The following is a 15,227-nucleotide window of genomic DNA, read 5'->3' on the forward strand; positions in this document are numbered from 1 at the left end:
CCTCACTGCGCCTTGCGGCTGCGACGTTTGAACATCAATAGCGCGGCTGCCGCGAACACCACTACGCTACCGATCTGTAACGGCGTCTTGTACGGTCGCAAAGCCGAACGCGCAGCATCGGTGACTTGGGTCACGTAGCGTTTGTCGGCGTTCTCGAAGTCGGGGTACGGGCACTGGTGGCCGAAATCGGCGGCCCATTCCACGTAAGGCCCTTCTTTGACATAACGCTGATAAATCGCACTTTGCTCCTCGAGGCTGCTGTTCCACCCCGAGGCCTCGCACAGCACCGCCGCAAACGCCTGACTGGTGTGAGGCAAGTTATCCGCCGCCTTGCTCGCCAGCGCCGTGGCCACAAAACGATAGTGATAACGCTGATCTGGCTGGGCAGCGCTGGCCTGCTGGCGCTTCACTTCGTCCTCGGCCACCAATGGACCGACCTTGAGTTCGTCGTTTGCCAGGGTGAAGTTACCGCCGAAGGTGGCGTAGTCCGGCGCCATCTCGTAGCCCAGAATGTCCATACCCCACTCGCGGGCCGTCCAGGCCGCATTGAACAGCGCAGCGGCGCGACGGGTCGGCCACCAGGCTGAATCAGCCGCCAGACGTTGCTCGCCATACAATCTCGCCTTGTGCCGCAAGCCGTCATTGTCGAAGTATGCCGGCGCTTGCTCGTAATGCCCCTCGCGCAACAAACGCCGACCCAGCAGATTGCGCAGGCTCGCCGCCACCGGCAAGGGCACGTAGTTGTCGCGGTCCAGCTGACTGAGCGGCGGCGGTGCCGGTACTTGAGTGTCGACGTAGTGCTTGAGTTCTTCGAGGGTCAACACGCGCTCGGCAACGGTGGCGGCGTCGAACCAGTAAATGCTTTGGCTGCGATACAGCTGATCGAAGGCTTGCAGGTAATCCCCGCGTTGCAGGGCCAGGATCGCGCTTTCACCCTCGACCCGGCATTTGGGCTGGAGCGTTTCGTAATCATAGTCCGGGGTTCGGCGCTCGCCCCAGGACTCATTCTGCGGGAAGGCCTGGGCCGCTTTGGCATAGGCTGCGGCGGCCGCACTCTTATCGCCCTCGCGCACCGCCAGTTTTGCCCGCAACCACCAGGCCAAACCGCCATCGCCAGCATGCTCGAGGAAAGCCTTGGCGCTGGCGTAATCACCCTGTTGATAATTCATCGCCGCCAGGCGGTCGGCGTTTTCGAGACTGCCACGGGTACTGTTTTGCAGCAGCTTGATCATTTTTTGTTCGTTGGGCGGTTGATCGCCGAACGACCAACCCAACCGGCTGATCAGCGATGCGGTCACCAGTTGCTGCACTGGCTGGCCCTTGAGCAACTCGGCCACTTGATCATCCGGCAGCGTCATCAGGTCCGCCATCAACAGCTTCAGCGATTCGTACCCCACCGCGGAGCCGTGCAGATTTTGCGTGGCGTACAACTCGATGGCGCGGTTCCAGTCGCCGGCGGTGCGCACCACCCGGGCTTCTTCACCGAGGCTGGCGACACCCAGTTCCAGTGGATCGCTGAAGCCGTCGATGCTCAGTTGCCGGGCTTGCTCGAAGGCCTTGGCGGATTGTTCGAGCAGATCCGGAGCCGCATCGGCTTCGGCGCTCATGGCGAACAATGCGCGACCCAACGAGTAAGCCGCCCAGGTGCTGCGCGAAGCCCGTTGCTCGGCGGGTAGGGCCAGCACTTTCTTGAAATACCCGGCGGCCAAGGCAGGATCACCCGCGCCAAATGCCACGGCACCCGCCAGATACAGCCTGTGCTCAAGCGGCAGTTGCGCCCCTTCGGTTTCAACCTGACGGGGATCCGTCAGGCTGCGCAGGTGTTTCACCAACAGCTGTTGCTCGGCGGAAAGCCCCACCTGCTCGGCTTGATCGCGCAGCGCTACAAGGTCAGGTTCATCGCTGTTGTCGGCGCCAGCAGTAACGTTCTTCAACCCGTTGATGGCGTGGCCGAGGCGGCTGATTTCAAAGCTGAAGTTGCCTTCCGGCAGTTCCGCCAGCGACTGGCCTCGGTTATCCAGCAGGCGCATGGGGAAGTCCGGGCCGCAGGCCAGCGCCGAACCCAGCGGCAGGCTGAGGCTCAGGCAAAGCAAATGACGCGGCCAGTTACGGGTGAACATTCGAACCTCCTTGATCAATGTGTGCGCAGCGAGCCCAACCAATGGCACGCTGTCCGCCGGCCGGTATTCGGCCATCGCGCAGGCGGGTGAAGGTAAGCAGATCCGGACGCTGTTGCAACGCATAACCGGCCAAGGCATCAGCCCCCTCACAACCGCTGACCGCCAGTGTCAGGTGTTCGGGCCAGGCGCGGTCGAGGTTGCCCTGGTTGCTGATGCCGATGTCATAGAGGCCATTGTCGGCCGAGAGTTTCAGTTTCAATTGACTGTCGAGGACATCACCACGCGCCACGGCGCGCAAGGTGGTCAAGCTCCAGGCCCGACGGTCGTTGGCCAATGGCAGGCGAAACCAGATCAGGCCCGCCAGATGTTTCGGTGGATCGGCCCGCAACTCGGTGCCGAGGGTGCGCAACGACGACGGATCGGCAAGTAATTCCCGGCGCAAGCCTTCGCGCTCCAGCGTCACTTCGCTTTCCACAACAGGCGCGCCGCCCGCCGACGGCAGCAACGCCACGCCATAAGCCGGCAGCGCCAGATAGAAAGGTTTAGTCGTGACGCGGCTCCAGGCCTTCGCCCATTGCCGAGCCTGATCGGCATCAAACAAGCCGCGACGCGGATCGCTCACCGCGTGCACCTGCAACACACTGCTGTCGACTGTTGATAACAGCGCCGGCAGTTCACGACTGTCGAGCCAGGACGGCAATGCGGTAATACTCAGGGGCAGCGAAGCCGGTAGTGCTTTACGCAAATGCGCGAGAAATTGGCGATACGCCGGTAGCCGGGCGTTACCGGCGTCGTGGTCGATTTCCACACCGGCGAGGTTCACCTCCTTTCCCTGCCAATCGCTGATCACCTGCCGGATTTGCGCCGTAACCTCATCCTGATCCAGCGCCTTGAGCTGCCCATCCAGGCGAATCACCGCAATCACCGGCCGGCCATCACGCTTGAGCAGTGCCGGGTCAATCCGCGCCCGACTCCAGCCGGCGTTGGGGAAAGCCTGCAAGGCCAGCACCCGCAACGTCGAAAAATCGGTGCGGCTGTCCCGGAGGGCTGCGTCGTGGGCCGGCGTCCACTGCCGCTGCCAGACGTAAAGCTGTTGATCCAGCGGCGGTGCATCCTGTCTTTCGCAACCGGTGGTGAGCACCAGCGCCATCAGCAAGACCATCGAGCGAGTGAAAAAAACCATTGAAACGCCTGTTCCTGAAATGCAGAAAGGGCCTCTGCGGCCCTTTTTCGTTCTGCTCACTACCCTACCCAGCCATCGACCGACGGGCAATGTTCGCCTGCAATGATCTTCAGATATCGAGTACCAACGGCTGTGCCCCCTGCGCCGGAATCGCACAGCAAATCAGCACCTGTCCGTCATCCGGCACCTCGGCTGGCGGCAGTGGGTAATGCACCTGACCGCTGATCAAGCGCGTCTTGCAGGTGCCGCAGGAGCCGCCACGACAACTGAATTCCGGGCGCAGGCCACGGCTTTCCGCCAACTCCAGCAAGCTGCCGCCGTCTGGCTGCCAGCGCGCTTCCTTGGCCGAACGCTGGAACACTACGGGCACGGACGTGGTTGCGGCTGGCGGTTGCTCGATCACCACCGCATCGGGGTCCGGTCGCCGGCGCAAGGTGGACGGGCCGAAGGTTTCGGCGTGAATCCGCGAATCGCGAATGTCCAACTCGCGCAAGCCGTCGTACAGCGCCTGGGTAAAACTCCCGGGACCACAGACGACAAAATCCAGCTGATCGTAGTCCTCGACTGTCAGCAGATTCTTGAGCAGCGCGACGTCGATCCGTCCACTGAGGTCGAAGTCCTCTCCTTGTATCGCCTCGGCTTCCGGTTGACTGAGCAAACGCACCACCCGCACCGCGTCCCCGGCATCCTCAAGCAAGCGATCCAGCTCCCGGTGAAACGGCTGCTCGGCCAGCGTGCGCGAACTCTGGATGAACCATGTCGGCCGGATACGGCGGGTGCGCAATCCCTGGTAAACCACCTCCCGCAGCATCGACAACAACGGCGTGATGCCGACTCCGGCCGCCAGCAACACCAATGGCCGACGCTCATGGGGCGCCACGGTGAAATGCCCTTGCGGCGCCCGCGCTTCCAATAAGTCGCCGACACGAATCTGCTCATGCAAATGCGTAGACACCCTTCCGTCACGCTTCACGCTGATGCGGAAAAAATCATCGGACGGTGCACTCGACAAACTGTACGTGCGGATGTGCACATCGCCGTCAATGTTGAAGCGCAGGGGTAGATGCTGCCCGGCCTGGAACAGTGGCAACCCTGCTTCATCGGCAGGCTCCAGGTAAATCGAGCGAATGCTGTGGCTTTGCGCTTCAATCCGCGTCACCCGCAACGGCCGCCATTGATCGCCCAAGGCCTTGGCCTGCAAACGCGCCTTGGCCTGCTCCCATGTGCCGGTGAGCAAGCTGGTAGGTGAAACACCGTCGAAGCGCCAGCGCAACGACAGGGCAGCCGGGCGACGGACCACCTGCTCGACATCGATTGTCCACAGGCGCTCGGCTCCCTGGAACGCCTCGACCTGAGGACCATCAAGGATGATTTCGGTGCGCCCACGGAGCTGCAGCAAATCACCGGTATTGAAATCGATGAACAACAACCCGGCCCGGGGATTGAGCAGCAGGTTGCCTAGGGTGTTGAAATGCAGGTTGCCGGCGAAATCCGGAATGGTCAGGCGATTGCCTTCCACCTGTACGAAACCGGCCTGACCGCCACGGTGAGAAACATCCACCGAACGCTTGCCATCGACATCCACATAACTGGCAACGAAGAACGTGTCCGACTCGGCGATCATGGCTTTGGCCGCGTCATCCAGTTCGTTGAAATGCTGGGAGACACGCGTCGAGGGATCGGCCAGCGGCACCGAGCGAAACTGGCGCAACTGAATGTACTGCGGGCAATTGCCGAAGGACTGGTCCACCGTCACCGCGAAACCGCCCGCGGTCATGGCACGGACATGCCCATTGATGCGGTTGCGGCGGCGGGTATGCAACTCGATGCCCAACAGGCCAATGGCCGAGCCATCGCTCAACTGCGCGGGATCATCAAAGGCCGGCAGGCTGCGAAATTGCAGCAAGCCAGGTTCTGGCGAGTGTGCGAAACCGGGCTGACCTTCAAGGATGCTGGCCCAGGGATGATCGTCGGCATCCACCGCTGCGTACAGCATGAACGGCAATTGCTGATAGAAGGTGCGGTGCTGGTCCGGCATCTCGCTGCGAATCACCTTACGACCGAACGCCTCCATTCGTTCGGCAACGCCCACATGTGCCTGCAGTTGTTTCTCGCCGGCATGCCAGGGTGAACGGTCCATACGGTTTCTCCCTTGCGCCACTGGCGCAGTACGGGGTGGCCCGACAACACCGGGCCACCAGCATCAGGCAGTTTTTTGCAGACCGGCGACGGTGCGCGGCATGCCGACAAAACCTGGCAAGGCTTCGATGCGGGCCAGCCAGGCGCGAATGTTGGCGTACTCGTCCAGCGACACATTGCCCTCAGGCGCATGGGCGATGTAGCTGTAGGCGGCGACGTCGGCAATCGTCGGTTCAGTGCCGGCCAGATACGGCGTATCGGCCAGTTCGTGATCGATCACTTTGAGCACGGTATGGGCATAGGCAATCACTTCCGCAGCGTTGTAAGACGCGCCAAACACGGTGATCAATCTTGCCCGGGCAGGGCCGAAGGCAATCGGACCGGCAGCCGCCGACAACCAGCGCTGGACCTTGGCGGCCCCTACCGGATCAGCCGGCAGCCAGCGACCGTTGCCGTACTTTTGCGCCAGGTAAACCAGAATCGCGTTGGAGTCGGCCAACACCACGCTCTGGTCATCAATCACCGGCACCTGACCGAACGCATTGAGCGCGAGGAACGCCGGTTGCTTGTGTTCGCCCTTGGCGAGGTCAACGAAGATCAATTCGGTCGGCAGTTTCAGCAGGGCCAGCATCAACTCGACACGATGGGCGTGGCCGGAACGTGGGAAGTTGTAGAGTTTGATCGCGTGCATGGTCGAGACCTCGGGTGAGTGCTGCTGTTCAGGAGAAAGGTGGTCGTATCTTCTACTCACATCAAAACCAACAGAATCACCAGCCAACGCAATCCATTATTTCAGTGACTGAAATAATTCAACGCTTGAGCGCCGGATGCTCGCGCAGGGTCTTCACCGCGAAATCGACAAAACTGCGCACCCGAGCCGGCGCTTTGCGCCCGCCCTGATAGACCACATGGATAGGCAACGGCGGCAGCTCGAAGTCGGCCAGAATGATTTCCAGCTCGCCGGCGGCCACCTTGCTCGCCACTTGATAAGACAGTACTCGCGTGAATCCCAACCCCAGACTGGCTGCCGTGATGGCCGCCTGATTGGCCGTCACCACCAGTCGCGGTTCAGCCCGGACACTCAGGGTTTCGCCGTCTTCAATGAATGGCCAACTCCTGAGTTGGCCGATAGCCGAGGTCGCGATAATCGGCGCCTGGGCCAGTTCCCGGGGATGCCTGGGCCGACCATGGCTGGCCAGAAACTGTGGCGAGGCGCAGATCACCCGCCGCACCTCGCCCACGCGGATCGCATGCTGGTTGCTGTCGGGGAGTTCGCCGATGCGGATGGCCACATCGACGCCCTCCTCGACCACGCTCACCACCCGGTCCACCAGCAGCGCATTGATGCAGACCTCGGGGAATTGCGTCAGATAATTCACCATCAACGGCGTGACAAACAGCTCGCCAAACAAGACCGGTGCGGTGATGGTCAGTTGCCCACGGGGATAGATATGGCTGCCCGCAGCAGAGTCCTCGGCTTCCTGCACCTCGGCGAGAATTCTCCGACAGTCCTCCAGATATCGCTGGCCGGCCTCACTCAAATACACGCTGCGCGTGGTACGCGTTAGCAGTTGTGTGCCAATTCGCTTCTCAAGCGCCGCTACCGCCCGGGTAACGCTGGCCGCCGACAGACCCAAACCTCGCGCCGCCGCCGAAAAACCCTGCTCCTTGGCGACAGCAGCGAAGACCTGCATTTCCTGGAAGCGGTCCATGGGACTGTCCTCATTTCAGATAGATAAATCGCAACCGAAGAGCGAAAATTTAATCGCAAATGTTAAACACCATAGTTGGGCGCGCGACCATCAGGTAGATCAATGGGCTACTGCACTCTAGCGTCTGCACCGTAAAAACCAAGCGTGTCACAAACCTTAATTATTGATAATTAATGAGGATTATTTTCTTGCGACGGGTGCGACAGTTGGCAATTATCCTGATCAGCCCGCTGCAACGGCTAATGCCCGGTAGAGAAAAGAGAGCCATTGGTTCAGATTCCAAACCGCTTCAGGCAATGGCTTGCAGCGGACTCCATCAACTGCAGCAGAATTCCAGCCGGTATAAACAGGCGGAATATACGACTGCTCCTATACTACAAACCACCCTGTTACCTATTGGGTTTTTGGTAGGTACCTCGTTGAAGTTTTCTCTACTTAAAGTAAGGCGTTATGGGTTTTTAACGCTTTGACGGCTGTCCGTCGATTTGCTTTATGGATTCACTAAGTAGGGGAGAGTTGAACTTCAACGGCCTGGCTAACCTGTGTGACACAGCAAGGAGTTCGACAATGTTGCGCACTAACATTTCTGCTAGAGCACTGTCCGGTGGTTTGCTCGACGTGCTGATTCGTGCCGGGTTGATTACGGTGCTGGTACTGTTCTGCTTCCAGATCTTCCACCCGTTCCTCAACCTCATGCTCTGGGCAATGATTCTGGCCATCACCCTGTATCCGCTGCATGGGCTCATCAAGCGCAAACTGGTCAACAAGGACGGTCGTGCCGCCACCCTGATCGTGGTGGTCGCCCTGGCTTTGCTGATGGTGCCGATCTACCTGCTGGGCACCTCGATCAGTGAATCGGTCCAGGGCACCCTGGCGATCCTCAAGTCCGATACGATGCAGATTCCGCTCCCCAGCGAAAAAATCGCTTCCCTGCCGCTCATTGGCAAACCGCTCTACGGCTACTGGATGCAGGCTGCCACCGACATGAGCAGCGTGGTGATGAAGGTGATGCCCTATATCAAGTCTGTCGGCCTGACCTTGTTGGGCAAAATGGCCGACGTTGGCGTGGGCTTTCTGTTGTTCATCGGCGCCCTGATCATTGCCGGCGTGCTCATGGCCTATGGCGAAAACGGCGAAAGAAGCGCCATGGCCATCACCTCACGCCTTTCCGGTCCAGAGCGTGGCCCTCGCATTACCGAACTCTGCACTGCAACCATCCGCGCGGTCGCCCAGGGCGTGGTGGGCATCGCGTTCATTCAGATGTTGCTGGTTGGCGTGGGCTTCGTGCTCATGGGCGTCCCCGGTGCCGGGCTGCTGGCCATGGTGGCGCTGCTGATGGGGATCATGCAATTGCCGGTACTTCTGGTGACCATCCCGGTGATCGCCTATGTCTTCGCCACCGACGGCACCACCTTGGGCACTGTCGTGTTTGGCATCTACAGCCTGATCGCCGGGATGGCCGACAACGTCCTCAAGCCGTTGATGCTGGGTCGTGGCGTCGATGTACCCATGCCGGTGATTCTGATTGGCGCCCTCGGCGGCATGGTAAGCGGCGGCTTCATCGGTTTGTTCATCGGGCCGGTTGCGCTGGCGGTGGGCTACCAGCTGTTCTGGCAGTGGGTCCAGGACCAACCGACTGTCGAGGCAATGAACGAGACACCCGAGATCGAGGCGTTGAACGAGACACCGAAGACAGAGGCAATGAACGACCAGCGTCCTGTTTGAGGAGTTTGCGCTTGATGCCACGCCCTGCTCGCATCAGCCGGCTTCTGCTCTGTGGCACCGTCGTCCTGGGGGGCTGCGTGCAATTGGGCCCGGATTTCCAGTCGCCGGCCCAGCCCTGGGTCGACCACTGGAACAGCCCGGCCCTGGAGATCGCCGGCCAACAACACGCGCAACCTGACAGCCGCCAATGGTGGCGCGTGTTCAACGACCCGGTGCTGGACCATTTGATGGCCGAAGCCGATGCCCACAACCCCGACCTGCACGTCGCAGGCCTGCGGGTCATGGAATCCCGCGCACAATTGGGCATCGCACTGGCCGGCCGCTACCCGCAATTGCAGCAGGCCAGCGCCGACAGCCTGTACCTGAACCGTCGGCAGTCGGGCGGCGCCAACCCTCAGGACACGCATTTCTGGCAACACAGCGTCGGCTTCGATATCGGCTGGGAGCTGGATTTCTGGGGGCGTTTCAGTCGTGCCATCGAGTCGGCCGACGCCTCCTGGTTTGCCGCCCAGGCCAACTATGAAAATGCCTTGGTGCTGTTGCACGCGCAACTGGCGCAAAACTACTACGCCTTGCGCACCGCCGAGGCGCGCCTGGCCATCGCCCGCAGTAACGCAAAATTGCAAAAACGCAGCTACGAGATCACCGAGCGCCTGTTCAACAGTGGGGCCGAAGCCGAACTCGACCTGCAACAAGCCAAGACCCAGTACCTGGGTACCCTGAGCACCATCCCGGAGTTCGAGAGCCAGGTGGCGAGCCTGCGCAATGCGTTGTCCACCCTGATCGGCCAGCCACCCGGCTCGATCCCTGACCTCAATCGCAACACCGGCTTAGTGCCGCTGCTCGATACTGCGGTCTTGCAGGATGTGCCGGCCAACCTGCTGGTACGGCGCCCCGATGTTCGTGCTGCCGAACTGCAAGTGGCGGCGCAGTCGGCATTGATCGGTGTGGCCGAGTCCGACCTGTACCCCTCCATCAGCCTGCTGGGCAGCATCGTCTGGTCCGCCAGCTCGCTCAACGCTGCGCCCAATACCCTCGACTTCGTGGCCGGCCCCAGTCTGCGCTGGGACATCTTCGACCACGGCCGAATCACCAACAACGTTCGCGTGCAGGACGCTCGCTTGCAGCAATTGATCGTTATCTACCAGGACAGTGTGCGCCAGGCGGCCCGTGAGGCCGACGATGCCGCGACCGGCTTGATCAAGGCGCTGGAGCGCGACCTTATCCTCAGCGATGCATCGGTGGCAGCCGAACGTTCGGTGACCCTGGCCAACGCCCAATACCGGGAAGGCTATTCGGATTTCCAGCGCGTGCTGGATGCCCAGCGGGCCCTGTTTGCCCAGCAGGATATCTACCTGGTCAACCGTGGCACCGCCGTCAACAGCCTGATCGCCCTCTACAAGGCTTTGGGCGGAGGTTGGTACAGCGACCAGCCGATGGTCGACCCGGCCACCCGCAAACAAATGCAAGAACGGACCGATTGGGGCGATCTGCTCGACGAACCGAAGGAAAGTGCCCATGACTGACAGCCAACTACCGGCCGACGAGAAAGCCCCGGCACCCGCCGCCGACCCTGCGAAAAAAGCGATCAATTGGGTGGTGCTGCTGATCATCCTGAGTCTGGTCTGGTACCTGATGGCCGACCGTTACACGCCCTACACGCAACAGGCACGGGTGCAGGCCTTCATTGTACCGGTGGCCGCCGAGGTATCCGGTCGGGTGACCAAGGTGCATGTGCGCAACAACCAGGACGTCAAGACCGGCGAATTGCTGTTTGAAGTCAATCCGGAGCAGTACCAGATTGCCGTCGATCGCGCTCGCGCCGACCTTGAGTCGACCCGTCGCCAGGTGGGCGCCAACACAGCCGGCGTCGATTCCAAACAAGCGTCCCTGCGCGCGTCCCAGGCCAACGAGCTCAAGGCACGCCAGGACATCCAGCGGCTTGAACGCCTGTACAGCGAAGACCCGGGCACCATCTCGCTGCGCCGCCTGGAGATATCCCGCGCCACCCTGTCAGAATCCATCAGCCAGGTTGCCGCGGCCAAGGCCGAAGTGCAACGTGCGCGCGAACAACAGGGCGGTAACGAAGGCGAAAACGCCCAGTTGCTCAGTGCCGCCAGTAACCTTGAAAAAGCCGAGCTGGACTTGAGCAATACGAAGGTCCACGCGCGCTCGGCCGGCCTGATCACCGATCTGCGCACCGATGTCGGCCAGTTCGCCGCCGCTGGTGCTCCGGTGATGACTCTGATCGCCATCCACGATGTGTGGATCAGCGCCGACATGACCGAAAACAATCTGGGCAGTGTCCAGCCCGGGACGCCGGTATCCATCGTCCTCGACGCCCTGCCGGGGGAGATTTTCAAAGGCCATGTGCGCAGCGTTGGCTATGGCGTTGATATCGGCCAGACCACCCAGCCGGGCAGCCTGCCGAAAGTGGAGAACAGCCGCGATTGGCTACGCCCTGCCCAGCGCTTTCCGGTCATCATCGAATTCGAGCCCGGTGAGTTGACCGGCCCGCAAGGCATTCGGTCCGGCGGGCAGGCCGAAGTCATGGCGTTCCCGAGTGAAAGTAACCCGCTGAATATCCTGGGTCGCCTGTTCCTGCGCGTGATGAGCTGGCTGTCCTATGCGTATTGAGCGCCCGCCCCGGGTTCAGCGCGCCCTGCGCCTGAGCTTCGGCACGGCGCTGTGCCTGGCGGCGAGCTTTGGTCTGGCCCTGCCCATCCCGTTCCTCTCGCCGATGCTGGCGCTGATGATGCTGGCAGCGATGAACCGGCCTTTGCCGTTCAAGGCCAGCCTGGGTCTGATCCTGATCCTGATGCTGACCACCGGGACCGGCCTGCTGCTCATTCCTCTGCTGCGTTACTACCCGTTCAGTGGCGTGTTGCTGGTCGGACTGTGCCTGTTCCTGGCCTTCGGTTATGGCCTGCGCGGCGGCAACCCTCTGGTAGCGACTTTCCTGGTGGTGGGCCTGACCTTGATCAGTTCGGCCGGAACCGCCGAATTCGACCTGGCGCTTGAGGTGATCGTGGCCCTGGTCAAAGGCTTGTTCCTGGCCGTCACCACGCTGACCATCAGCCATTGGCTGTTTCCCGACCCCGCCAGTGCCCCCGCGGCCAAACCCGACCCGAGCCTTACTCCAACCGAAAGCGGTTGGCTGGCGCTACGGGCCACGCTGGTGGTGCTGCCGACGTTCCTGCTGGCCATGATCGACCCGGCCAGTTACCTGCCGATCATCATGAAAGCCGTCAGCCTCGGCCAACAAAGCTGCGCGACCAGCGCCCGCACCGCCGGCCAGGAATTGCTCGGCTCGACTCTGCTCGGTGGCCTGATGGCGATTCTTTTCTGGTGCGCGCTGAGCCTGTTCGTCAACCTGTGGATGTTCTTTCTGTGGATGTTGCTGTTCGGTTTGCTGGCGTCCAGAAAACTCTATGGACTGGCCCGGACCCGACAACCACCGAGTTTCTGGCTCAACAGCCTGGCGACCCTGATCATTCTGCTGGGCCAATCGGTGCAGGACAGTGCAGCGGGCAAGGATGTCTACACCGCCTTCGCCATCCGCATGGGCCTGTTCATCCTGGTGACCTTGTACGCCTGCGTCATGGTCCATCTGCTGGACACGCGGCGCCAGCGTCGAATTACGACCGCCTAGAAACAGAAAAACCCCCTGAAAAGGGGGTTTTTCATCTGTGGATAACTTATTCCACAGTGACCGACTTCGCCAGGTTGCGAGGCTGGTCAACGTCGGTGCCTTTGAGCACGGCGACGTAGTACGACAGCAGTTGCAGCGGGATGGTGTAGAGAATCGGCGACAGGATGTCGTGGATGTGCGGCATGTGCACCACGTGGGTGCCTTCACCGTTGGTCATGCCGGCCTTCTCGTCAGCGAAGACGATCAACTGGCCACCGCGGGCGCGGACTTCCTGGAGGTTGGACTTCAGCTTCTCCAGCAGTTCGTTGTTCGGCGCCACGGTCACCACTGGCATGTCGTTATCCACAAGCGCCAACGGGCCGTGTTTCAGCTCACCGGCCGGGTAGGCTTCGGCGTGGATATAGGAGATTTCCTTGAGCTTGAGCGCCCCTTCCATCGCCACCGGGAACTGCGCGCCACGGCCGAGGAACAGCGTGTGGTGTTTCTCGGCGAACAGCTCGGAGATTTTTTCCACGGTGCTGTCCATGGCCAGCGCTTCGCCCAGACGGGTCGGCAAACGACGCAGTTCTTCGACCAGCGTCGCTTCGACACCTTTGGCCAAGGTGCCACGAACCTGGCCCAGGGAAAGCGTCAGCAACAACAGGCCAACCAATTGCGTGGTGAAGGCTTTGGTCGATGCCACACCGATTTCTCGACCGGCCTGGGTCAACAGGGTCAGATCGGACTCACGCACCAGCGAGCTGATGCCAACGTTGCAGATCGCCAGGCTGGCGAGGTAGCCCAGTTCCTTGGCGTTGCGCAACGCGGCCAGGGTGTCGGCGGTTTCACCGGACTGGGAAATGGTCACGAACAAGGTGTCCGGCTGCACCACCACCTTGCGGTAGCGGAATTCGCTGGCGACTTCGACCTGGCAAGGAATGCCGGCCAGCTCTTCGAGCCAGTAACGCGCGACCATGCCGGCGTGGTAGCTGGTGCCACACGCGACGATCTGTACGTTACGCACTTTGGCGAACAGTTCGGCCGCCTGTGGGCCGAATGCCTGTACCAGGACCTGGTTCTGGCTCAGGCGACCTTCCAGCGTGCGCTGCACCACGGATGGTTGCTCGTGGATTTCCTTGAGCATGAAATGGCGGAACTCGCCCTTTTCAGCGGCTTCGGCACCGTCGCGATACTGCACGGCTTCGCGCTCGACAGCCTTGCCGTCAACGTCCCAGATCTGCACGCTGTCGCGGCGGATTTCGGCGATATCGCCTTCTTCCAGGTACATGAAGCGGTCGGTGACCTGACGCAGGGCCAACTGGTCGGATGCCAGGAAGTTTTCCCCCAGGCCCAGGCCGATCACCAGCGGACTGCCGCTGCGGGCTGCGACCAGACGATCAGGTTGCTTCGAGCTGATCACTGCCAGGCCGTAAGCACCGTGCAACTCTTTAACGGTCGCCTTGAGGGCTACGGTCAGGTCGCGCAGATCCTTGAGTTTGTGGTTCAGCAGGTGGGCGATGACTTCAGTGTCGGTGTCCGAAGTGAACACGTAGCCCAAAGCCTTGAGTTGTTCACGCAGGGCTTCGTGGTTTTCGATGATGCCGTTGTGCACTACTGCCAAGTCACCGGAGAAATGCGGGTGAGCATTGCGCTCGCACGGTGCGCCATGGGTGGCCCAGCGCGTGTGGGCGATGCCCAGACGACCGACCAGCGGCTCGGTGGTCAGTGCCTGCTCCAGCTCACTGACCTTGCCCGGACGACGCAGGCGCTCGAGTTTTTCATCGTTGGTGTAGACCGCCACACCAGCGCTGTCATACCCACGGTATTCGAGGCGCTTCAGGCCTTCGACGAGGATGGCGGTGATGTTACGTTCTGCGACTGCGCCGACAATTCCACACATGCTATTTCTCCTGACTGACAGCCGCGCAAATCAAAGTGATGCCGCGGGCCTGAATCTGATCGCGAGCCTCAAGTGGCAGGCGTTCATCGGTAATAAGGGTATGGACACTGCTCCAGGGCAGCTCCAGGTTGGGAATCTTGCGGCCGATCTTGTCGGCCTCCACCATCACGACTACTTCGCGGGCGACTTCGGCCATGACCCGGCTCAGCCCGAGCAGTTCGTTGAAGGTGGTTGTACCTCGAACCAGATCGATGCCATCGGCGCCGATAAACAGCTGGTCGAAGTCGTAGGAGCGTAGTACCTGCTCGGCAACCTGCCCCTGAAAGGACTCGGAATGCGGGTCCCAGGTACCACCGGTCATCAACAGCACCGGTTCGTGTTCAAGTTCGCTCAGGGCATTGGCGACATGTAGCGAGTTGGTCATCACCACCAGGCCGGGTTGCTGTCCAAGTTCCGGGATCATGGAAGCGGTGGTACTGCCACTGTCGATAATGATGCGCGCATGCTCGCGAATCCGCCCGACAGCGGCACGAGCAATGGCTTGCTTATACTTGGAAACCGGCTGACCAAGGTCCGCGACCAGTTCCTGAGGCATGGTGATCGCCCCGCCGTAACGACGCAGCAACAGGCCATTGCTTTCAAGCGCCGCCAGATCCTTGCGAATCGTAACTTCCGACGTTTCGAAGCGCTTGGCCAACTCATCCACACTGACTTCGCCCTGCTCATTGAGCAAGGCGAGGATGTTGTGACGACGCTGAGGTGTGTTGCGCTTCGACATGAGCTGACAAGTTTCGTTTCGAAAGATAACGGAAGCAAT

At 61.1% G+C, this 15,227-nt stretch carries 11 protein-coding genes; 4 read left to right on the plus strand and 7 right to left on the minus strand.

What is annotated here, in order from left to right; genetic code table 11:
• Window positions 1-2 precede the first annotated feature (2 nt).
• From KGA96_RS02590 to KGA96_RS02610, 5 genes are all read right to left on the minus strand, one after another.
• On the minus strand, window positions 3-2,120 hold the full coding sequence (locus KGA96_RS02590) for a hypothetical protein (protein ID WP_223465175.1): 2,118 nt from the start codon (window positions 2,118-2,120) through the stop codon (window positions 3-5).
• The gene (locus KGA96_RS02595; RefSeq protein ID WP_046038813.1) at window positions 2,107-3,303 is read right to left on the minus strand and encodes a DUF3142 domain-containing protein; all 1,197 of its coding nucleotides are present in this window, start codon (window positions 3,301-3,303) and stop codon (window positions 2,107-2,109) included. Before KGA96_RS02595 ends, KGA96_RS02590 begins: the two co-directional genes overlap by 14 nt.
• Window positions 3,304-3,412: 109 nt before the next feature.
• Window positions 3,413-5,443, minus strand: a complete 2,031-nt coding sequence (locus KGA96_RS02600) for a pyridoxamine 5'-phosphate oxidase family protein (RefSeq protein WP_046038811.1) — start codon at window positions 5,441-5,443, stop codon at window positions 3,413-3,415.
• 63 nt (window positions 5,444-5,506) lie between these two features.
• On the minus strand, window positions 5,507-6,133 hold the full coding sequence (locus KGA96_RS02605) for a glutathione S-transferase family protein (protein ID WP_223511504.1): 627 nt from the start codon (window positions 6,131-6,133) through the stop codon (window positions 5,507-5,509).
• Window positions 6,134-6,251: 118 nt separating this feature from the next.
• On the minus strand, window positions 6,252-7,154 hold the full coding sequence (locus tag KGA96_RS02610; RefSeq protein WP_223511506.1) for a LysR family transcriptional regulator: 903 nt from the start codon (window positions 7,152-7,154) through the stop codon (window positions 6,252-6,254).
• Between the two features lie 567 nt (window positions 7,155-7,721).
• Between KGA96_RS02610 and KGA96_RS02615 the strand changes: the two genes are divergently transcribed.
• The 4 genes from KGA96_RS02615 to KGA96_RS02630 are packed head-to-tail and all read left to right on the plus strand — an operon-like array spanning window position 7,722 to window position 12,531.
• On the plus strand, window positions 7,722-8,879 hold the full coding sequence (locus KGA96_RS02615; RefSeq protein WP_046038806.1) for an AI-2E family transporter: 1,158 nt from the start codon (window positions 7,722-7,724) through the stop codon (window positions 8,877-8,879).
• Window positions 8,880-8,893: 14 nt separating this feature from the next.
• The gene (locus tag KGA96_RS02620) at window positions 8,894-10,405 is read left to right on the plus strand and encodes an efflux transporter outer membrane subunit (RefSeq protein WP_223465169.1); all 1,512 of its coding nucleotides are present in this window, start codon (window positions 8,894-8,896) and stop codon (window positions 10,403-10,405) included.
• Window positions 10,398-11,516, plus strand: a complete 1,119-nt coding sequence (locus tag KGA96_RS02625; protein ID WP_223465168.1) for an HlyD family secretion protein — start codon at window positions 10,398-10,400, stop codon at window positions 11,514-11,516. The genes KGA96_RS02620 and KGA96_RS02625 overlap by 8 nt, the downstream gene beginning before the upstream one ends.
• Entirely contained in the window at window positions 11,506-12,531 is a 1,026-nt protein-coding gene (locus tag KGA96_RS02630) for a DUF2955 domain-containing protein (protein ID WP_046038802.1), read from the plus strand. Before KGA96_RS02625 ends, KGA96_RS02630 begins: the two co-directional genes overlap by 11 nt.
• A gap of 46 nt (window positions 12,532-12,577) precedes the next feature.
• Here the strand turns inward: KGA96_RS02630 and glmS are convergent, their stop codons facing one another.
• Both glmS and KGA96_RS02640 read right to left on the minus strand, forming a co-directional pair.
• On the minus strand, window positions 12,578-14,410 hold the full coding sequence (glmS, locus tag KGA96_RS02635) for a glutamine--fructose-6-phosphate transaminase (isomerizing) (protein WP_046038800.1): 1,833 nt from the start codon (window positions 14,408-14,410) through the stop codon (window positions 12,578-12,580).
• A gap of 1 nt (window position 14,411) precedes the next feature.
• Entirely contained in the window at window positions 14,412-15,188 is a 777-nt protein-coding gene (locus tag KGA96_RS02640) for a DeoR/GlpR family DNA-binding transcription regulator (protein ID WP_046038798.1), read from the minus strand.
• Window positions 15,189-15,227 lie beyond the last annotated feature (39 nt).

Source organism: Pseudomonas sp. GL-R-26, from assembly GCF_019947365.1.
Classification (GTDB): Bacteria; Pseudomonadota; Gammaproteobacteria; order Pseudomonadales; family Pseudomonadaceae; genus Aquipseudomonas.